This window comes from Vibrio sp. Sgm 5 (genome assembly GCF_026241575.1).
GTDB lineage: Bacteria > Pseudomonadota > Gammaproteobacteria > Enterobacterales > Vibrionaceae > Vibrio > Vibrio jasicida.
In genome coordinates this window covers 1-20,011 of the sequence record NZ_JAPHPY010000037.1, presented here as the reverse complement: position 1 = coordinate 20,011, position 20,011 = coordinate 1, and the positions used below count along the sequence as shown (strand labels likewise).

Genomic DNA, 20,011 nt, shown 5'->3' with positions numbered 1-20,011 from the left:
CAACTAATCTACTCAACAAAAAAATATTCAAAGTTTTTTTACGGTTTTTTTGCGGTTTTTCGTATCTTGAAGCTGCTTCCAAAATCGATCCAAAATGCGCAGCTTTTCCAATCTCACTAGTGAGATTTGGAGATAAAACAATAAAAAGCGACTTTCTCATTCGGAAACGAAACAAGGATTAAAAACAATGAATAAGGTGAGTTTACTAGCAGCGTCAGTGGCTATCGCGCTAACAGGTTGTGGTGGTTCAGATAGTAGTTCAAACGGTGGTAATTCTGGTGTAGTGATCACAGGCTTTGATGGTTACTTCAAAAACGCGGTGGTATTTGAAGATCTGAACAACAACGGCCAATGGGATACCTCTGATACCTTCCTTGGTCTGACGAATGAGAAAGGTCAGCTTACCATCAAAGCAAAACCAGAAGCGACGCTGGCTCTACAAACCATCACGCCAAACGGCTTAAAGCAGAAACAACTTATTCAGCTTGATCCAAAACATGCAGGCACTTACACCGTAGATATGGATCACCCAAGCCAAGCAATGGCGCACGAATTGGTTTTCCGAGCACCAAACTCGTCTAACGTTATTTCACCAATCACAGACCTTGTCGCGATTGAGATGGCAAACAACGACGCGCTAACAGAAGAAGAAGCCGCAGCAAAAGTTAACCAAGCACTTGGTGGTACTGAAGAGGCTCCTATCGACCTATACAGCGACTTCGTTTCGGGCGTAGATAAAAGTGCCGAACTACATAAAACCGCTCAGATTCTGACTGAATCTAAAGCGCAAAACCCTGCGAACTACGAGAAAAAAGCGACTGAATTCGCGCAAGCAGCTGATCAAGAAGTAGACCGTCTGGTGGAGTCTGGTGCAGATATCAATGATCCAAACCTACGCCCAGTGATCACTGACAGCACACCAGAAAGCGAAAACCTAGCGCCAGAAACCGTAGTCAACAACAAGCTTGTTGTCAGCGAAAACGTTGAAGAAGCAGCCGAAGATAAGCTAGATAACTTACCAGAAATCGTAAAAGGCGCAGGCTTCGATGGTGTTGAACTAAACATTGAAGGTCTATTCAAAGACAAAGACCAAAACTTAGTAACACCGAAACTGACTCACAACCTTACTGGCACAGGTATCGAAGTTAGCATTGTAGGTGAACAACTGATTCTTTCACCAACAACTGAAGTCACCAAAGCGGGCGAGTTTAAAATCATCCTTACAGCAGAAGATAAAGACTCTTCTGGAAAAACACTAGCTACTGTAAGCACAGTATTCGAATTGGATATCGAAACCGCTAACCAAGCGCCAATCGTCATTGAAGCAGAGCAAAAACGCCTTCAAAGCATCGTTGATGACTGGCAACTGCAGCAAGGTGAAGCTTTTGAGCAAACTCTAGACATTTCTGGTCTGTTCAAAGACGAAGATGGCCAACTAGAAGAGTATTCAGCGGAGTCGATCTCTATCGAAGGCTTGTCTATCAATGAAAACGACAACGCAATCATCACTGTCGAAGGTACACCAGAAAAAGCTTACGCTGCAGGTCAAACATTTACCGTTAGTGTAGAAGACAACGAAGATGGTGAAGCTCGTGTAACCTTTAAACTACCAGAAGTAAAAGAAGGCACTACACCACCACCAGTCGTACCAACACTAGGCTTCACTATCGACCATTTTAACGGTAAAGCGGCAAAAATGGGCAGCTTTGCACGCAACGATGGCGAAATTGGCCATGCGATTCTTATGAAAGATGCCGAAGGCCTACTATGGTGTTGGGGTTCAAACGATGATGAGCAAGGCGAAGAGTATTCGGCAAACATCAGTGATAACCTAAGCAACTCTTGGGAATCAGAGTACGACCCATACGCGATTTTGGCAAAACTGGACAAGCTACCAAGCTACGCGGCTTACCAAAACAAAGATTGTTGGGATGTAGAGATCAAAGATGGCAAATTATACGACGACGAAGGTTCTGAGTATGAAATGCTTTACCAAAACAAAACCGCGCGTGGCGACCAAATCCTAGTGAAAATCGATGGTGACGAGTTATTCTGGTTGGATTCGACGGATGCACCTTTCGCACAAGCACTACCAGTGAGCGAAAAGGTCGCAAACGGTAAGGTTGAATTTGATATGACGGTAGAGAGCGAGACCGTTGCAGAAGAGGAAACAGAGCTATTCTACGCAGCGGGTAAGTTTGAATACGCAAGCGATGTTTACGAGTATGAGTCTATCAAACCAGAAGGCTTCTACACACCAGGTAACTGGACAGTCTCTCTAGATAGCGCAGCAAACCGCGAAACTCTGATTCTAGAAGAAACTGGCGCAGATTCTGATTACAAGACTCGCCACCGTAACGTAAACCGAGAGTTTGGCGACTTCTACATCGGCATCAACTCAAGCGTTGAACAAAACGGTTGGGTATCTGCTCCAGAGTTCGGTCTGTACTCACACTCTCAAGAAGCAATAGAAAAAGTGATGGAATCACTGCCTTTAATTGAAGACTAATGAGTAAAGATAAACAAATACTATCGAAACCTTGTTGTAGCCAGATCCACCTGCATCGTCGACGCAGAACTTTCTGGGAAAAGTGCAAAGGTATCAAAGAAGTATACTGTTGCGCGAATTGCCACAGGGAAACCAGTCTCAAATAGCTCCTCTGTTTGAGGCCGCAAAAAAAGCCCCGCTCAAGCGGGGCTCTTTTGTATCAGTTTAGCTACTTCACACAAATCACATTCAGCAACGAGGTGCCTGTTAACTGATTGGGCTCTCGGTCAGCAAATAGCCCCTTCTTATCTTTACCCCAGTACGGCAATTGTAATGGCCAATTATTTTTTTCCATCACACCAGAACCACGCAACGTTTTAAACTCAGGCGCGCTCGCCAAGTTCATTCCCAATTGCTGACACACTTGCTTCGAACTCGCGTAATTTAAGCGATTCCACGGTTTGCCATGTTCCATGTAGAACTGGTTGTTATTCTCGACCAAGTACGGCACCACAAACGTCTTACCTTGTAAGATAGTTTTCAAACGAACCTGAACGTTCTTACTGCTGATCGCAGGTTGAGCAGGCTTAGTCATTTTGGCAGGCTTTGCGGCAACTTGGGTCACCGAAGTTTGCTTAACAGTTTGTTTTGTGGGTGCCTCTTTGGCCTGAAATGCCCCCGTATCAGGTCGAGAGGCGGCCACTGGCTCGACTGGTTTTGGTTTCGAAACTGGCTTGGGCATTGGCTTAGTTTGCTTCACTGGCTCTGATGTACCTTTGCCAACCACACGAATAAAGGCTTCTTTGTATGTCGACAAGGTTTTGACTCGTTGTAAGTCCTGCGAGGCTTTGGCAAATTCAGTATAAGGACCAATAAGACATCGGTAGCCTTTTTGCTCCGGCTTCATCCAAACATCAGTGGTGATTTTGCCGTAGATCGGCTTGGCTTTGGCTAAAGACATCGGTTTTGGCAACAAACCACATTGAATCCAGAAGAAATCATTGCCTCCCTGCGGCACTTTCTTTCCCCATGCCCCTTTTCCGATCGGACAAGATTGCTCAAGTACTGGCAGTTCTTTGTTACTCGCTTGAGAAGCTTGGCAAAGAAAACCTTCCGCGAATACCGGGGGCGAAAACTGGGCGCACGCCACCAGTAACCCAAGGCTCAGCCCGGATTGGACGATACGAGAGGAGTAGTGTGCCTTCTTCATTTCCATACGCTTCACTCTAAACAGTAGGTGATGAAATTATCGCGACAAAGCGTCAATAAAACATGCATAAGAACAGATAAGCAAAAAAAGAGCCGGAATTGCATCCGGCTCTCAGTTTAGAAAGAAATTTATTAAATTGGCAACCTACGCAGCCTAATTTATTTGTTGATTAACCTTTGTAGATTTTCGGGTTAAACACATCACGTAGCCAGTCGCCAAGTAGGTTAATCACCAATACCAGAGTCACGAGTACGATACCTGGGAAGGCGGTAATCCACCACGCACCAGAGAAGATGTAGTTAAAGCCGATGCTGATCAGCGCACCTAATGATGGTTGGTCTACCGGAAGACCTAAGCCTAGGAATGACAGTGCCGCTTCCGACATGATTGCGTTCGCTACCTGTACTGTCGAGATAACCAAGATTGGAGATAGACAGTTCGGCAGAATGTGACGGAACATGATGCGAGGCGCTTTAAAGCCCATAACACGCGCCGCTTCGACGTATTCTTTCTTCTTCTCCGCCAGTACCGAAGCACGAATGGTTCGTGCGTATTGCGGCCATTCTGCCACACCAATAATCACCACAAGCATGACTACTGCATATTGGCTGTAGAAATCACTACCAAAACTGGCTTTGAAGATTGCCGAGACGATGATCGCCACCATCATGGTCGAGAACGATAACTGTACGTCTGCAAAGCGCATCAAGAAGCTATCGATACGGCCGCCGAAGTAACCCGCCGACAAACCAATAATGATACCCAGTACCAACTGAAGACCAACTGCAAGAAAACCGATAGTCAAAGACAGGCGAGAGCCGTAAAGAATGGTCGATAAAATATCGCGACCTTGCTCATCCGTACCTAACACAAAACGCTCGTCACCGTCTTCCATCCAAGAAGGCGGCAACTCCGAGTCCATGATATCGATGGACGTGAGATCATAAGGGTCAGTCGGTGCAAGTACAGGGGCAGCAATCGCCAACACCAAAAACACCATAAATACGGTGAAACTGGCCATCGCGACTTTATCGCGCTTAAAGTAGTACAAGAAATCCGAGTTTTTAAAACGTTGCCACGCAGAAGGTACTGCTTCAGGAGCGGCCGTTACATTTGATTGGCTCATGATTAAGCTCCTTTTCCAGTTAGGTTCACTGTTGGGTTGATGATGCCGTACAGCAAATCAACAATGGTATTGGTTACCACGAAAATCAGACCAACAAAGATAACGTAGGCAGTGATCAGCGGTGTATCTACACGGTTGATTGCCTCAAGGAAAAGAAAGCCCGTACCCGGCCACTGGAACACGGTTTCAGTAAGAATGGTGTAAGCCACCATGGTACCAATCTGCACACCACCCACCGTCAGAACAGGTAGCATGGTGTTCTTAAGTGCATGTTGGTAATAAATTTTGTTTAAGTTCAGGCCTTTTGCTTTGGCGAACTTGATGTATTCCGAGCTCAGCACTTCCAACATTTCTGAACGTACCAAACGAATGAACAGCGGCAACATGATCGAAGCCAGTGCCACACAAGGTAGAATCAAGTGCTTGATGCCATCAATGGTAAAAAAGCCAGATTCCCAACCAAGAATATTAGCCGTTTCACCCCGCCCGTAGGAAGGCAGCCAACCCAGCTCAATGGAGAATACATACATCAGCATAATCGCGGTTAAGAACACCGGAATCGAGATACCGACACTACTCATCGCCATGACAAATTTGGTAAAGATGCTCTTCGGATGAATCGCGGAGTACACCCCAAGAGGAATTGAGAGAAGAATGATAATGAGCGTCGCACCAAACACGAGCTCTAGCGTCGCCACCAGCTTATCGAGAATGACCTCAACCGCAGGTCGCTTGAAGAAGTAAGATGTACCTAAATCACCTTGTAGCGCATTGCCCACAAAGCGAGTGTACTTTGTGATAAAGGGATCGTTCAGGCCCAGTTCGTCACGCAGCGCTTGACGCTCCGCTTCTGAAACCGACTGACCTACAAGCTCACGCAGCGGGTCACCCAGGTTGTCCTGAATGGCAAACGCCACCAAACTGATCACAAACATCACTATCAGTGCCTGAAACAGGCGCTTGACCAGAAACGAAAACATTCCTTGCCCCTTAACTATCCATAGATCTCTATTCAGAGAAAAAATTCAGTCTGTAAAACCAACTCAGTCCGACTGAAACAAAACTGAGTCGAGTGCTTTAAGTTGAGGAGGGACATCCATCCCTCCTCAAAATCGACTAACCGTGATTATTCAACCACCAGGTCACCGAAGTAAGGCATTACCATTGGGTTAACGATGTCTGCCGCTTTCACGTTAGACTTCGCGCCCCACGCTTCACTTTGCCAGTGTAGCGGTACGAATGCTGCGTCGTTGTATAGTGTTGCTTCTACGCCTTTCAGCATTTCTGCACGCTTCGCTGGATCCGTTTCTACGTTCGCAGCTTCAACCACTTTGTCCATTTCTGGGTTTGAGTAGTAACCACAGTTGTACTGACCACGACCAGTATCTTCGTTACGAGTCATAGTTAGGAACTCGTTGAAGTTCGCTGAATCTTCCGTATCTGAGTGCCAACCGATCATCAGCATGTCTGCTGCACACTTGTCGAACTCTGGCCAGTATTGCGCTTTTGGCATGGTCTTCAGATCAACCTTGATGCCGATCTTAGACAGCATTGCCGCTGCCGCTTGCGCTACTTTCGCATCGTTCACGTAACGGTTGTTCGGTGCGATCATCGTCAGCGTTAGGCCATCTTCGTAGCCCGCTTCTTTCATCAGTTCTTTCGCTTTCTTCAGATCGTAGCGAGGAACCAGTTTGTCATCGTGACCTACGTAACCTGCTGGGCTTTGCTGACCAGCTGCCGTTGCGAAGCCTTTCATGATTTTCTTCACGATGCCTTCGTTATTGATTGCGTGAACAATCGCTTGGCGAACGCGAACGTCTTTCAGTGCTTCGTTGCTGTTTTGGTTGAGTTGGAACGTGATGATACGTGTACCAGGTAGTGTTACTAGGTCGATGCCGTCTGCATCTTTCACACGTTTGTGATCGTTTGGCGCTACTGGGTGAATCATGTCAACGCCGCCAGAAAGTAGCGCAGCTACACGAGTTGCGTCTTCTTTGATTGGTACAAGCGTTAGCTTATCAACGTTACCTTTCGACTCTTTGTCCCAGTAATCTTTAAAACGTTCGAATTCCACTTTTACGCCCTGCTCACGAGAAGTCACAATGAATGGCCCCGTGCCAGATACGTTAGTCGATGCAAATGAGTTACCGTGCTTCACTAGCTCAGACTTGTCTTTGCCATCTTCTGTCTTACCAGAGTAGAACTTGCTGTCCATTGGGAAGATGTAAGTCGCCGTTTGCAGCACAAGCGGGTAAGGACCTTTAGTCACTAGATCCACTGTGTAGTCGTCAACCTTCACGATTTTTTCGTACGGGTCGAAGATAGCTTTGAAATCTGGAGAGCTTTGTAGACGTTCGAAAGTCCATACTACGTCGTCAGCCGTCATGCCGTTACCAGAGTGGAACTTAACACCTTGGCGTAGCTTGAAGCGTACCGTTGTATCGTTCACACGTTCCCAGCTTTCTGCTAGACGAGGTTCAAAGTCCATGTCTTTTGTGAAACGAACTAGTGGATCAAATACCATGTGTGACATTTGCAGCGTACCGCCTGATAGCTGCTCATGCGGGTCTAGCGATACTGGGTCAGCTGCGTAGCCAACTTTGATATCTGCTGCCATTGCGTTAAAGCTTAGGCCCGCTGCCATTAGCGCCACTGCTAATTTGCTTTTCATGGTTTTCATTTGCATAACTCCTTCATGCGGGAATTCGAATCCCTTGTTGTGTTTGCGTCTTTGTTATGACTAAGGTTTGTTGACCTTGATGGTCAGCCAAGCGAAAAACTTGGTTTATGCCGTTTTGATTTCTTCTCTCAAACCTGTGAATTCAGGCATCAGAGAAATCAGCTTTTTACTGTATTCATGCTGAGGAGCGGTAAACAGTTGCTCAGTCGGCGCCACTTCCAGTAGCGTACCCATCTGCATCACACCCACTCGGTCACACATCTGACGAATAACAGGTAAGTCGTGACTGATAAACAGCATCGTTAGGTTCAGTTCACTTTGCAGATCTTTCAGCAAGTTCAGAATTTGTGCCTGTACCGATACATCCAATGCTGATGTCGGTTCGTCACAAATCAGTAGTCGAGGACGGGTCGCCAGTGCGCGCGCAATTGAAATACGTTGACGCTGACCACCGGAGAATTCATGAGGGTATTTCACGCCCGCCATTTTGCCCAAACCTACGTGATCAAGCAGGTCATTCACAATCTGACGCGTTTCCGCTTCATTCTTAGTGAGCTTATGGAAACGAATTGGCTCCGCGATGATGTCAAGAATCTTCATTCGCGGGTTCATTGAGGTGTATGGGTTTTGGAAGACCATCTGCATTTGACGACGCAGCGGACGGCGTGCTTTTTCTGATTTCAACGCCGTTAGGTCAATGCCTTCAAAGCTTACTTGGCCTGAGTTTGGTTCATACAAACCTGCAATCACACGTGCGATGGTCGACTTACCTGAGCCAGATTCACCCACCAAACCAAACGTCTCACCTTCGTGCACTTCAAAGCTGACATTGTTCGAGGCCTGCACGTATTCGCGGCGGCTTTCAAACAACGAATCTTTGGTCACGAAGCGTAGATTTACGTTCTTCACATCCAATAGAGGGCCTGTGTATTCGCGTTGGTCTTGGCTTTGGCCTAACCAGTGGTTCTTGATGTCCAGTTCTTGTAGCTCTGTTGCTTCTTCGATGTAGCTCACTAGCGGGAAGCGATCGAGTTTAATGTCAGAACGAGGAACCGCAGAAATCAAGCTGCGTGTGTATGGGTGGTCAGGATCGCCCAATACCTTAGCGGTTGGGCCAAACTCCACCAAATCACCGCGGTACATAACCGCAACACGGTCAGTCACGTTTGAAACCACACCCATGTCGTGCGTCACCAGCATACAACCTACGTTGTTCTTGATACACAGTTCACGGATAAGGTTTAGGATTTGGTCTTGGATTGATACGTCGAGTGCCGTAGTTGGCTCATCTGCGATGATAAGTTCTGGCTCACCAGCCAGTGCGATAGCAATAACCACACGCTGGCGCATACCACCAGAGAATTGGTGTGGGTACTGTTTAAGACGGTTTTCAGGTTGCGGAATGCCAACCTGTTGCATTAAAGAAAGCGCACGTTGATATGCCTCTTCATCCGACACCTTCATGTTGGCGTGGATGGTCTCTTTCAATTGCTGCTCAACCGTAAATAGAGGGTTAAGCGAGGTCATTGGGTCTTGGAAGATAAAGCCAATCTTAGAGCCGCGAACCTTACGCATCGCTTCTGGCGTCAAACCAGAAATTTTCTCTCCATCAAGGTACACGTCACCACTGGCAACACGACCCGGAGGGCTAAGCAAATCAATAACGGCGTTACCAACGGTGGATTTACCCGCACCTGATTCGCCAACAACACCCACAATTTCGCCACGATCGATATGAAAAGAAAGCGACTTCACGGCCGCATGGACACCGTGACGGGATGGATATTCTATACGAAGGTTTTTCACCTCTAATAGTGACATTTCAGACCTCTACTGCCTTGTCTGTGGTATCGAATCGCGCAATAAAAGCGCCATTCATTACCTGAATGAATCCGTTCAAATTCAGAATAATACTCTGAATTCTTAATGCGGAAACAATTTGGCAAAAATCACACAAAAAAGCAACAATTAAAGTATATTCCGCCGAAAAAACATTATTTACACGCACAATGAGCGAATAAAAATGCATTAACAAGTATTTAACCATTTTCATAACACACCATTTTTGTGCGCTACGCACCAATAAAAACAGAAAAATGCTCTAAATTCACGCATAAACTCACTATTGATAGTATCCCTATTATTCACGCACCATCATTAACATTTACCAAACAATATTCCGTTCCCATTGGGACTTTTCGACATAAAATGTTACTAACAAAATAGTCTGCATACATAAAAAGCCAAAATCCCTCTACGCACATAGAGGTGAAAACGTGAGCAGATCTGCAAAACAAATGAAATCTGTCACCTAACCTTGGTTATGCGTCAGTTATGCGATTTTGTGATTAAAGTGATTTTGATGCAGTAGAAAACTCCGTATCAGCAACCTGATTAGCCCTTAAAAAGCACGTGTTGAACTGGTGACTTTGCGCTTTCCACTGTCATTTTGAGTAAGATAAGAGATAATTAAAGCCCAACGTCGAGTAGTGAATGAAGGAGCCCTTGTGCTTAAAGCGATATTTTTTGATATGGACGAGACTTTATGTGGCACATCTCAAGCCGATAAAGTGGCAGGGCAAGAGTTTGCCGATTGGATTACTCAAACTTACCCTCAGGTCGCTGACTCCACAGCCTTCGTACAGCGCTACTTGCAAGGCGTATATAAGAAGTTAAACGACGAATTCCCTCAACTTATCGCTCTTCTACCTAATGAAAATGCGTTCCGCTGCGGTTTAATCCAAACCATCTTGGCAGAACAAGGTATCGAGATCGATGCAGAACAAGCCCAGCAGGCACAAAGCTTCTTCGATTCAGCTCGCATGGGTGCTTTTACGTTCTTCCCTGGCGTGAAGGAAATGCTTACGGAGCTACGCCAACACTACAAGTTGGTGGTAATCACTAACGGCCCTATCTTCTCGCAACATCCAAAGCTCAAAGCGACACAAATGAGTGAATGGGTGGATCACATCATCGTCGGTGGCGAAGAGCCTGAAGAGAAGCCTGCTGCAAGTATCTTCCACAAAGCACTCAACCTTGTTGACGCAAAACCAGAAGAAGTGATTCATATTGGTGACTCTCTACCAGCCGATATTGCGGGTGCCAACAATATGGGCATTCCGAGTGTGTGGGTTAACGAGGCAGGCACAGTAAACCCAACCGATATCAAGCCAAACTATGAAGTGAAAGAGACCGTTGAGCTGAATGAAATTCTAAAAACGCTCGCTCAATAAAGCACTTAACTCAAGAAATACAAAGCCCCAGCCTCCGTGCTGGGGTTTCTTTTATCAGCTCGAAAAGCATTTGGATCATAGGTGGTCAAAAGCTCCCAAAGCTGTACATTTTTGGTGGAATTGAAAGCGGCGTGAGAGTTTTTGAGGATGAGAAATGTAAAAAAGCCCCAGTCTTTCGACTGAGGCTTTCAATAGCGGTCGATGAAGAGCCATATTCTAACTTCAGGCGAAGCCCACTTAGGTTCAAACCCATTGAAATACTGCCGACTAATCTAGTCAAAGCGAGATCATAAGCTCTAAAACGACGAAAGCCTGCTAAGAAGCAGGCTTTCTAATGGTGGTCGGTGAAGAGGGATTCGAACCCCCGACCCTCTGGTCCCAAACCAGATGCGCTACCAAGCTGCGCTATTCACCGAACTGTATTTGCTGATTCTCTCAAATCAGGCAGGATACTTCAACTAAGAAGTCACCTTAATTAATGGGGTGGCTAACGAGATTCGAACTCGCGACCACCGGAATCACAATCCAGGGCTCTACCAACTGAGCTATAGCCACCATCAATTTGTGTTGTTTACCGCTCTAGTATAGCCATAAACTAAATGATGGTCGGTGAAGAGGGATTCGAACCCCCGACCCTCTGGTCCCAAACCAGATGCGCTACCAAGCTGCGCTATTCACCGACGAATTTTGTTTCGACTCTTGGGATATTTGAATCAAAACTGGAAACTTCATCAATTAATGAGTTACCAAAATAATGGGGTGGCTAACGAGATTCGAACTCGCGACCACCGGAATCACAATCCAGGGCTCTACCAACTGAGCTATAGCCACCACTATTTTGTGCCGTTAATTTGTATTCCGGAATGGCACGCCCGAAAGGATTCGAACCTTCGACCTTTGGCTCCGGAGGCCAACGCTCTATCCAACTGAGCTACGGGCGCATGCCCCATCGGCGGAGAGGAATAATACGGATATCACACTATGCCGTCTAGTACTTTTTTTATTTTTTTTCTCGTTTGGTCTCTTTTTCGACAGTTATCTGCCTTTAAAGTGAATTTTTGATGTGATTCACGCCCTGTCATGGATAACTTGTTGTTTATTGCAACAACTTATCGGGATATAATCACCCATTATTTACATTGATTTAACAGTCGCAACCAGATTGTTCAATCACTTTAGACCGTTAGGAACGGTTTTCTGCATAGTATTCAGGCCATGCAGCAAAACCGAATCCAACAGGGCTAAATACTCTAACTATATAAATAGGTAAGTCACTTACCTTTGGAATGTGAAGTGGGTTTAATGGATATGTCTCGACGAATGATTAGCGTTTTGTTCGCTGCCTTAACTTTTTCTACGGCAGCTTTAGCTTCTGACATCAGCCAAACTGAATACGATGCGATCGCAGAACGCATCAAACCTGTCGGTGATGTTTATCTAGCAGGTGCAGAACCAGTAAAAGCAGAACCAACTGGTCCACGTGATGGCGCCGCGGTTTACGGTACTTTCTGTATTGCTTGTCACGCATCTGGCGTAAGTGGCGCACCAAAAACAGGTGATGCTGCGGATTGGGCACCACGTATTGCACAAGGCAAAGACGTGCTAACCAACCATGCGGTCCAAGGCTTCAATGCAATGCCAGCAAAAGGTACGTGTATGGACTGTTCTGATGACGAAATCATCGCAGCCATCGACCACATGATTGAAGGTCTGTAATAAAGACACCAACGAAAAAGGCTTGCCACTTGGCAAGCCTTTTTGTTTTTAGCAAATTAGAACAACGCTGTCCTACTTCTTAAACATCGCTCGAATATTAGCGATGTGAGCTTGGCCTTTTGCCATGCGCTCTTCTGCCGATACTGGTTTTTTGTTTACTTCCCATTCAACGTCATCAAATGGCAGTTCATCTAAAAAACGACTTTGTGTCGGTTTGATCAATTCACCAAACTGGCGACGCTCTTTACACATCGTAAAGGTTAATTCTCTTTGAGCACGCGTAATTCCCACGTACATCAATCGACGCTCTTCTTCGACGTTATCTTCATCAATACTGGTTTGGTGCGGTAAAATTCCCTCTTCCGAACCAATCAAATATACATAAGGAAACTCGAGACCTTTCGATGCATGAAGCGTCATCAATTGAACGGCATCACTATCTTCATCATCTTCTCCGCGTTCCATCATGTCTCGCAATGTTAAACGTTGAACGACTTCTTTGATGGTCTTCTCTTCTTGATCGTAGTTGTCACCTTCTAGGTCAGCCACAATCCAAGAGTAAAGGTCAGAAACGTTCTTCATACGCATTTCAGCCGCTTTCGGGCTTGCTGACGTTTCGTATAGCCAATCTTCGTAATGAATATCACGCACAAGCGAACGCACCGCTTCAACCGTATCGCCACGCTCAGCTTGATCGGCAATCGCAACCAACCATTGAGTAAAGCGGCGTAGGTTCTCTAAACCACGACCGGCTAGGTGCTGCTCTAGTCCCATTTCAAAGCTGACTTCAAACAAGCTCTTACCACGCATGTTGGCGTAGCTACCCAGCTTCTCTAGAGTCACGGGACCAATTTCACGACGCGGCGTATTCACAATACGTAGGAACGCGTTGTCATCATCTGGGTTCACCAACACACGTAGGTAAGCCATGATGTCTTTGATCTCAGCTCGAGCGAAGAAAGATGTGCCGCCAGACAGTTTGTATGGCACACGGTTTTGCATCAGTGACTTTTCAATCAAACGTGATTGGTGGTTACCACGATATAGAATCGCATAATCTTTATATTCGGTGCGGTTTAGGAACTTGTGCGCAATCAATTCACCCGTCACGCGCTCCGCTTCGTGCTCTTCATTTTTCGCCAGCAACACTTTGAGTTTTTCACCGTCAGGAATTTCCGAGAACAGTGATTTCTCATACACGTGTGGGTTATTCGCAATCAAGATGTTAGCTGCGCGCAGAATACGGCTAGTCGAACGATAGTTCTGCTCCAACTTAATCAAACGCAAATTTGGATAGTCTTCACCAAGCAACACCAAGTTTTGCGGCTTAGCGCCACGCCATGAATAGATGGATTGGTCATCGTCGCCTACCACAGTCAAACGACCACGCTCACCGACAATCAACTTCACTAAGTCGTATTGGCTGGTGTTGGTATCTTGATATTCATCCACCAACAAGTAGCGAATGCGATTTTGCCAGCGTTGGCGCACTTCTTCGTTATTGCGCAGAAGTTGCACTGGCAAAGAAATCAGATCGTCGAAGTCGAGCGCGTTGTATGCCTTCATCTGCTTTTGGTACATCTCAAAACAGAACGCGAACAATTGCTGCTGCTCACCTTGAGCAAGCGCTTTTGCCTGTTCTGGTGTCAGCATGTCGTTCTTCCAGTTTGAGATACTGCTTAGTAGTTGACGTAATAAATCTTTATCGCCATCTAGCTGCTTTTCTGTCAGCTCTTTCAGTAGTGCAAGTTGGTCTTGATCATCAAAGAGGGAGAAGCCTGCTTTCAAGCCAAGATGCTTGTACTCACGCTTGATGATGGTCAAACCTAAGGTGTGGAAGGTCGAAACCATCAAACCTTTCGATTCTGATTTACCTAACGTTTGACCGACGCGCTCTTTCATCTCACGCGCCGCTTTGTTGGTAAAGGTAACCGCAGCAATATTGCGTGCCTTGTAGCCACACTGCTGAACCAAATAAGCAATCTTATTGGTAATTACACGAGTTTTACCCGAACCTGCACCAGCCAGCACGAGGCATGGGCCTGATACGTACTTAACGGCTTCATCTTGTCTAGGGTTCAGCTTCATAGAAATTCTCTGCGGGTGGTAATTGTGGCGCCTATGATAAAGGGGTGACCGCGTGAAAGCTACGGAGATTTTCACGTAACTTTTACACAGATAGATGCAACATTTTGTTGCATACGTGGCCAGAGTTTAAGCTATAATGAATGAACGTTCATTCATTGGGTGGTGGCGTTATGTCCAATAACACTGCTGGAGATAAATACGGACAAATCATTGCAGCAGCCGAGCGCTTAATCGCTGAATCAGGTTTTCATGGTCTTTCCATGCACAAACTTGCTACAGAAGCAGGTGTCGCAGCTGGCACGATTTACCGATATTTCTCAGATAAAGAACATCTTTTGGAAGAGGTTCGCCTTACTGTAACTAAACGTATTGCGGACGCCGTTCAAGCGGATGTTCATGACGATATGCCCCTGAAAGAGCGTTACCGCACCATGTGGCTCAATATTTGGCACCTTGCAGGATCAAATTTAGACACCTTAAGTAATCGTGTCCAATATGAATCACTGCCTTGTGGAAATCGTAAAGGGACGAGGGAACTTGAAAGGCAAATGTTTGCCCAAGTAGATCGTCTTTTTAATCAAGGCAAAGCGGAAGGGGTATTCAAACCCCTCGATAACGAAATTCTATCAGGGTTAAGTTTCGAAGCTAGTGTTGCGCTTGCGAGAAAACATGCTTTGGGATTTTATCAGCTGGACGACAATGCGCTGGAAGCAGCCGTTGAAGCCAGTTGGGATGCAATTATTAAACACTAACTTGGAGTTCTTAATAGAATGAAAAAGTGGACTTTCTTTATGTTGCTTATCGCGGTTCTTCTGTTCGGAAGCGTGATAGGTTTCAACTTATTCAAGCAACAGAAAATTGCTGAATACATGGCGAATCGTCCGGAGCCAGAGTTCCCTGTTACCGTTACGGAAGTAAAAGCGGTAGATTGGGTTCCTGTCATCGAAGCGATTGGCTTTATCGAACCTAACCAAGGTGTCACTGTTGCAAACGAAACCAGCGGTGTGATTGATAAGATTTCTTTCGACTCTGGTACCCAAGTGGAAGAAGGCCAACCTCTGGTTCTTCTAGACTCTGATGTTGAGAAAGCAAACCTAAAAAGCTCTCAAGCAAAACTGCCAGCAGCTCAAGCTAAGTACAAACGCTACCAAGGTCTTTATAAGAAAGGATCGATTTCTAAAGAAGCGTACGACGAAGCTGAAGCAAACTACTTCTCACTTAAAGCGGACATTGAGAGCTTGAAAGCGACCATCGACCGCCGTGAAATAAAAGCACCTTTTGCTGGTGTGGTTGGTATTCGTAATGTGTATCTTGGTCAATATCTACAAGCAGGTACTGACATCGTACGTCTCGAAGATACAACAGTCATGCGTTTACGCTTCACTGTGCCTCAAACAGATATCTCACGCATTAAGCTAGACCAAGAAGTGGATATCTTTGTAGACGCTTACCCTGACAAGCCTTTCAAAGGTTCGATCTCTGCGATTGAGCCAGCAGTAAACGTACAAAGTGGTTTGATTCAAGTCCAAGCAGACATTCCAAATAGCGATGGCAAGCTTCGCAGCGGTATGTTCGCACGTGCAAACATCATCCTGCCTAAGCTAGAGAATCAAGTGACTCTGCCACAAACGGCAATCACCTTTACGCTATACGGCGACAACGTGTACATCATTACTGAAGAAGACGGTGAAAAACGCGTTAAGCAACACGTTGTGAAAGTGGGTGAGCGTACTAAAGACATCGCGCATATTCTAGAAGGCGTGAAACCAGGTGACGTAGTGGTAACGTCGGGGCAAGTACGCCTTAGTAACCATGCGAAAGTGACCATCGTTGAAGATTCGGCACTGACACCACCTGCTGAAACACCAATGCTTTAATTGGAGGCATCATGCGCTTTACCGATGTTTTTATTAAACGTCCAGTTTTAGCGGTATCGATCAGTTTTTTGATTGCGTTGCTTGGTTTGCAAGCCGTATTCAAGATGCAGGTTCGTGAATACCCTGAAATGACAAATACGGTGGTTACTGTAACCACCAGTTATTACGGTGCCAGCGCCGACTTAATCCAAGGCTTCATTACTCAGCCTTTGGAACAAGCCGTTGCTCAGGCCGATAATATCGACTACATGACTTCATCCTCGGTACTCGGTACTTCTACCATCACCGTAAACATGAAGTTAAACACTGATCCGAATGCGGCGCTGTCTGACATTCTGGCGAAAACCAACTCGGTTCGTTCACAGCTTCCAAAAGAAGCGGAAGACCCTACGGTAACCATGTCGACAGGTTCGACAACGGCAGTACTGTATATTGGTTTCACCAGTGATGAGCTGTCTTCAAGCCAGATCACGGACTACCTTGAGCGTGTAATCAACCCGCAGTTATTCACGGTAAACGGTGTATCGAAAGTTGACCTATACGGTGGTATGAAATACGCACTGCGCGTATGGCTAGACCCTGCAAAAATGGGGGCACTTAAGCTAACAGCAACTGACGTAATGACCGTACTAAACGCCAACAACTATCAGTCGGCAACTGGTCAGGCGACAGGTGAATTCGTACTTTACAACGGCAGTGCAGATACTCAGGTATCCAACGTTGCAGAACTAGAAGCACTTGTTGTGAAAACCGGTGAAGGTGATGTAATTCGCCTTGGTGACATTGCGAAAGTGACGCTAGAGAAGAGCCACGATATTTACCGTGCTAGTGCTAATGGTCAAGAAGCCGTGGTTGCAGCGATTAACGCAGCACCAAGTGCCAACCCGATCAATATTGCAGCAGATGTACTGACGTTGTTACCTCAACTAGAGCGTAACTTGCCAAGTAACATCAAAATGAATGTGATGTACGACTCGACTATTGCTATCAACGAATCGATTCACGAAGTTGTGAAAACCATTCTTGAAGCAGCAGTCATCGTACTTATCGTTATCACTTTGTTCCTAGGTTCATTCCGTGCGGTAATCATCCCTATCGTTACCATCCCATTATCATTGATTGGTGTGGCAATGGTGATGCAAGCGATGGGTTTCTCTTGGAACCTGATGACACTACTGGCAATGGTACTCGCCATCGGTCTGGTGGTGGATGACGCGATCGTTGTTCTTGAGAACGTCGATCGACACATCAAGGAAGGGGAATCACCGTTCCGAGCTGCGATCATTGGTACACGAGAAATTGCTGTCCCAGTAATCGCGATGACACTGACGTTAGGTGCGGTATACGCGCCTATCGCTCTGATGGGTGGTATTACAGGCTCACTATTTAAAGAGTTTGCTCTTACCCTTGCGGGTGCGGTATTTGTGTCCGGTATCATCGCATTGACTCTGTCACCGATGATGTGTTCAAAAATGCTGAAGGCAAACGAAGAGCCAAGCAAGTTTGAGCAAAAAGTTCACCACGTTCTTGATGGCATGACCAACCGCTACGAGAAGATGCTAACTGCAGTCATGGCTCATCGTCCGGTTATCATTGCTTTTGCGATCATCGTGTTCGCGAGTCTACCGATCTTGTTTAAGTTCATTCCGAGTGAACTGGCACCATCGGAAGATAAAGGCGTTGTGGTCTTAATGGGTACAGCCCCATCAAATGCGAACTTGGATTACATCCAAAGCACCATGAACGATGTAAACAAGATTCTGTCTGACCAGCCAGAAGTAGAATACGCTCAGGTGTTTAACGGTGTACCTAACTCGAACCAAGCATTCGGTCTAGCAACACTGAAACCTTGGAGTGAGCGTGAGGCAAGCCAAGCGGACATTACCAAACGTGTGGGTGACTTAGTTTCTCATGTACCAGGTATGTCAGTAACGGCTTTCCAAATGCCAGAACTTCCAGGTGCAGGTTCAGGTCTACCAATTCAGTTCGTTGTGACTACGCCAAACAGCTTCGAAAGCCTGTTTACTATCGCAAGTGATATTCTGACCGATGTATCGAAGAGTCCACTGTTCGTGTATTCGGATCTGGATCTGAACTACGATTCAGCAACGATGAAAATCAGCATCGATAAAGACAAAGCCGGCGCTTACGGCGTGACCATGCAAGACATTGGTGTCACGTTAAGTACCATGATGGCCGATGGTTATGTAAACCGTATCGACCTAAATGGTCGTTCATACGAGGTAATCCCTCAAGTTGAACGTAAGTGGCGTCTAAACCCAGAGTCGATGAAGAATTACTACGTACGTTCAGTTGACGGCAAAGCAGTACCATTGGGTAGTTTGATCACAATTGATGTGGTCGCAGAGCCTCGTGCACTGCCTCACTTCAACCAGCTAAACTCAGCCACTGTTGGTGCTGTACCAGCTCCTGGTGTTGCAATGGGGGATGCGATCAACTGGTTCGAAGACGTGGCACAAAACAAACTGCCGTCAGGCTACAACCATGACTACATGGGTGAAGCGCGTCAGTTCGTAACTGAAGGTAGTGCGTTATACGCAACATTCGGTTTGGCACTAGCAATCATCTTCCTAGTACTGGCGATTCAGTTTGAATCTATCCGCGATCCAATCGTAATCATGGTATCAGTACCACTTGCGGTTTGTGGTGCGTTGATAGCTCTGGCGTGGGGTACGGCATCGATGAACATCTACTCGCAGGTTGGTTTGATTACCCTGGTTGGTCTGATCACCAAGCACGGTATCTTGATCTGTGAGGTAGCGAAAGAAGAGCAGTTACACAACAAACTGTCTCGTATCGATGCGGTAATGGAAGCAGCAAAAGTTCGTCTTCGTCCAATCCTGATGACGACGGCAGCGATGATTGCAGGTCTTATCCCATTGATGTACGCAACAGGCGCAGGTGCTGAGCAACGCTTCAGTATCGGTATCGTAATCGTTGCTGGTCTGGCGATCGGTACACTATTTACACTATTCGTACTGCCAGTGATTTACAGCTACCTTGCTGAGAAACACAAGCCACTACCAGTGTTTGTTGAAGACAAAGACTTGGAAAAGCTAGCTCGAGTGGATGAGGCGAAAGCAGCTCACCGCGAATTAGCTGATAACAAGTAAGTATAAAAGCACTAAGAAAAAGGTCACTTCGGTGACCTTTTTTATTGCTGCTCTCTTTTTTACCATCTAAATGGCGACTTTCACGTATCAATTAAATAGAATGTGGGCAAATCAAAAGGAGTTTTAGCCACTATGTTTGACCCAAAGAAATTAGAGCAAATCGCTAAACAAATTCACGAATCAATGCCACAGCCAGTAAAAGAACTAGGCGCGGATGTTGATCAAAAAGTTCGCCAAGTCATCCAAGGTCAGCTAAACAAGCTAGACGTTGTTAGCCGTGAAGAATTCGACGTACAAACTCAAGTTCTGCTGCGCACTCGTCAAAAGCTGACAGAAATGGAAAAGAAATTGGCTGAGCTTGAAGAAAAGCTAGCTGATAAATAAGCGAGAAGCGAGAAGCGAGAAGCGAGAAGCGAGAAGCGAGAAGCGAGAAGCGAGAAGCGAGAAGCGAGAAGCGAG

13 protein-coding genes and 5 tRNA genes are annotated in these 20,011 nt (G+C 46.1%); 7 read left to right on the top strand and 11 right to left on the bottom strand.

The window, feature by feature from the left end; translation table 11 throughout:
* The first annotated feature begins 187 nt into the window (after positions 1-187).
* Positions 188-2,509 carry an acid phosphatase gene (locus OQJ86_RS18490; protein WP_265989072.1) on the top strand — a complete coding sequence of 774 codons (2,322 nt, stop codon included), beginning with the start codon at positions 188-190 and terminating at the stop codon, positions 2,507-2,509.
* 208 nt (positions 2,510-2,717) lie between these two features.
* Here the strand turns inward: OQJ86_RS18490 and OQJ86_RS18485 are convergent, their stop codons facing one another.
* From OQJ86_RS18485 to OQJ86_RS18465, 5 genes are all read right to left on the bottom strand, one after another.
* Complete coding sequence (locus OQJ86_RS18485) at positions 2,718-3,704, bottom strand: SPOR domain-containing protein (protein ID WP_265989070.1); 987 nt, start codon at positions 3,702-3,704, stop codon at positions 2,718-2,720.
* Positions 3,705-3,867: 163 nt separating this feature from the next.
* Positions 3,868-4,824: an ABC transporter permease gene (locus OQJ86_RS18480; RefSeq protein WP_038869936.1), complete on the bottom strand. Its 957-nt coding sequence runs from the start codon at positions 4,822-4,824 to the stop codon at positions 3,868-3,870.
* Positions 4,825-4,826: 2 nt separating this feature from the next.
* Positions 4,827-5,804, bottom strand: coding sequence for an ABC transporter permease (locus OQJ86_RS18475; RefSeq protein WP_038869935.1), 978 nt, complete (start codon positions 5,802-5,804; stop codon positions 4,827-4,829).
* Positions 5,805-5,950: 146 nt separating this feature from the next.
* A complete protein-coding gene (locus tag OQJ86_RS18470) occupies positions 5,951-7,504 on the bottom strand; it encodes an ABC transporter substrate-binding protein (RefSeq protein WP_104035421.1) in 1,554 nt (517 codons plus the stop codon).
* A 105-nt stretch (positions 7,505-7,609) separates the two neighbouring features.
* Positions 7,610-9,325 carry an ABC transporter ATP-binding protein gene (locus tag OQJ86_RS18465; RefSeq protein ID WP_102389088.1) on the bottom strand — a complete coding sequence of 572 codons (1,716 nt, stop codon included), beginning with the start codon at positions 9,323-9,325 and terminating at the stop codon, positions 7,610-7,612.
* Positions 9,326-10,011: 686 nt separating this feature from the next.
* On the opposite strand from OQJ86_RS18465, the gene OQJ86_RS18460 reads away from it, so the two are divergent.
* A complete protein-coding gene (locus OQJ86_RS18460) occupies positions 10,012-10,737 on the top strand; it encodes an HAD family hydrolase (protein WP_038877082.1) in 726 nt (241 codons plus the stop codon).
* 338 nt (positions 10,738-11,075) lie between these two features.
* Here the strand turns inward: OQJ86_RS18460 and OQJ86_RS18455 are convergent.
* From OQJ86_RS18455 to OQJ86_RS18435, 5 genes are all read right to left on the bottom strand, one after another.
* Positions 11,076-11,152, bottom strand: a tRNA-Pro gene (locus OQJ86_RS18455).
* A 64-nt stretch (positions 11,153-11,216) separates the two neighbouring features.
* Positions 11,217-11,292, bottom strand: a tRNA-His gene (locus tag OQJ86_RS18450).
* 48 nt (positions 11,293-11,340) lie between these two features.
* Positions 11,341-11,417 (bottom strand) — tRNA-Pro (locus tag OQJ86_RS18445).
* A 75-nt stretch (positions 11,418-11,492) separates the two neighbouring features.
* Positions 11,493-11,568, bottom strand: a tRNA-His gene (locus OQJ86_RS18440).
* A gap of 33 nt (positions 11,569-11,601) precedes the next feature.
* Positions 11,602-11,678, bottom strand: a tRNA-Arg gene (locus OQJ86_RS18435).
* Positions 11,679-12,039: 361 nt separating this feature from the next.
* On the opposite strand from OQJ86_RS18435, the gene OQJ86_RS18430 reads away from it, so the two are divergent.
* Positions 12,040-12,453 carry a c-type cytochrome gene (locus OQJ86_RS18430; RefSeq protein ID WP_265989064.1) on the top strand — a complete coding sequence of 138 codons (414 nt, stop codon included), beginning with the start codon at positions 12,040-12,042 and terminating at the stop codon, positions 12,451-12,453.
* Positions 12,454-12,525: 72 nt separating this feature from the next.
* Here OQJ86_RS18430 and rep read toward each other — a convergent pair whose 3' ends face one another.
* Positions 12,526-14,541: a DNA helicase Rep gene (gene rep / locus OQJ86_RS18425; RefSeq protein WP_265989062.1), complete on the bottom strand. Its 2,016-nt coding sequence runs from the start codon at positions 14,539-14,541 to the stop codon at positions 12,526-12,528.
* 170 nt (positions 14,542-14,711) lie between these two features.
* On the opposite strand from rep, the gene OQJ86_RS18420 reads away from it, so the two are divergent.
* The 4 genes from OQJ86_RS18420 to ubiK all read left to right on the top strand — a co-directional run bounded on the left by OQJ86_RS18420 (position 14,712) and on the right by ubiK (position 19,936).
* Positions 14,712-15,293, top strand: coding sequence for a TetR/AcrR family transcriptional regulator (locus OQJ86_RS18420; RefSeq protein WP_050566713.1), 582 nt, complete (start codon positions 14,712-14,714; stop codon positions 15,291-15,293).
* Positions 15,294-15,311: 18 nt separating this feature from the next.
* Positions 15,312-16,418, top strand: a complete 1,107-nt coding sequence (gene vmeC, locus OQJ86_RS18415; protein WP_038869923.1) for a multidrug efflux RND transporter periplasmic adaptor subunit VmeC — start codon at positions 15,312-15,314, stop codon at positions 16,416-16,418.
* Between the two features lie 11 nt (positions 16,419-16,429).
* Positions 16,430-19,552 (top strand): multidrug efflux RND transporter permease subunit VmeD, encoded by a 3,123-nt coding sequence (gene vmeD / locus OQJ86_RS18410; RefSeq protein WP_038869922.1) that lies wholly within the window; start codon positions 16,430-16,432, stop codon positions 19,550-19,552.
* 132 nt (positions 19,553-19,684) lie between these two features.
* A complete protein-coding gene (gene ubiK / locus OQJ86_RS18405; RefSeq protein WP_005427244.1) occupies positions 19,685-19,936 on the top strand; it encodes a ubiquinone biosynthesis accessory factor UbiK in 252 nt (83 codons plus the stop codon).
* Positions 19,937-20,011 lie beyond the last annotated feature (75 nt).

Coding starts and splice junctions, on each gene's coding strand:
- rep (WP_265989062.1), bottom strand. CDS start 14,541: ATGAAGCTGAACCCTAGACAAGATGAAGCCGTTAAGTACGTATCAGGC.
- OQJ86_RS18420 (WP_050566713.1), top strand. CDS start 14,712: ATGTCCAATAACACTGCTGGAGATAAATACGGACAAATCATTGCAGCA.
- OQJ86_RS18480 (WP_038869936.1), bottom strand. CDS start 4,824: ATGAGCCAATCAAATGTAACGGCCGCTCCTGAAGCAGTACCTTCTGCG.
- OQJ86_RS18485 (WP_265989070.1), bottom strand. CDS start 3,704: ATGGAAATGAAGAAGGCACACTACTCCTCTCGTATCGTCCAATCCGGG.
- OQJ86_RS18430 (WP_265989064.1), top strand. CDS start 12,040: ATGGATATGTCTCGACGAATGATTAGCGTTTTGTTCGCTGCCTTAACT.
- OQJ86_RS18470 (WP_104035421.1), bottom strand. CDS start 7,504: ATGAAAACCATGAAAAGCAAATTAGCAGTGGCGCTAATGGCAGCGGGC.
- OQJ86_RS18475 (WP_038869935.1), bottom strand. CDS start 5,804: ATGTTTTCGTTTCTGGTCAAGCGCCTGTTTCAGGCACTGATAGTGATG.
- OQJ86_RS18465 (WP_102389088.1), bottom strand. CDS start 9,325: ATGTCACTATTAGAGGTGAAAAACCTTCGTATAGAATATCCATCCCGT.
- vmeD (WP_038869922.1), top strand. CDS start 16,430: ATGCGCTTTACCGATGTTTTTATTAAACGTCCAGTTTTAGCGGTATCG.
- vmeC (WP_038869923.1), top strand. CDS start 15,312: ATGAAAAAGTGGACTTTCTTTATGTTGCTTATCGCGGTTCTTCTGTTC.
- OQJ86_RS18490 (WP_265989072.1), top strand. CDS start 188: ATGAATAAGGTGAGTTTACTAGCAGCGTCAGTGGCTATCGCGCTAACA.
- ubiK (WP_005427244.1), top strand. CDS start 19,685: ATGTTTGACCCAAAGAAATTAGAGCAAATCGCTAAACAAATTCACGAA.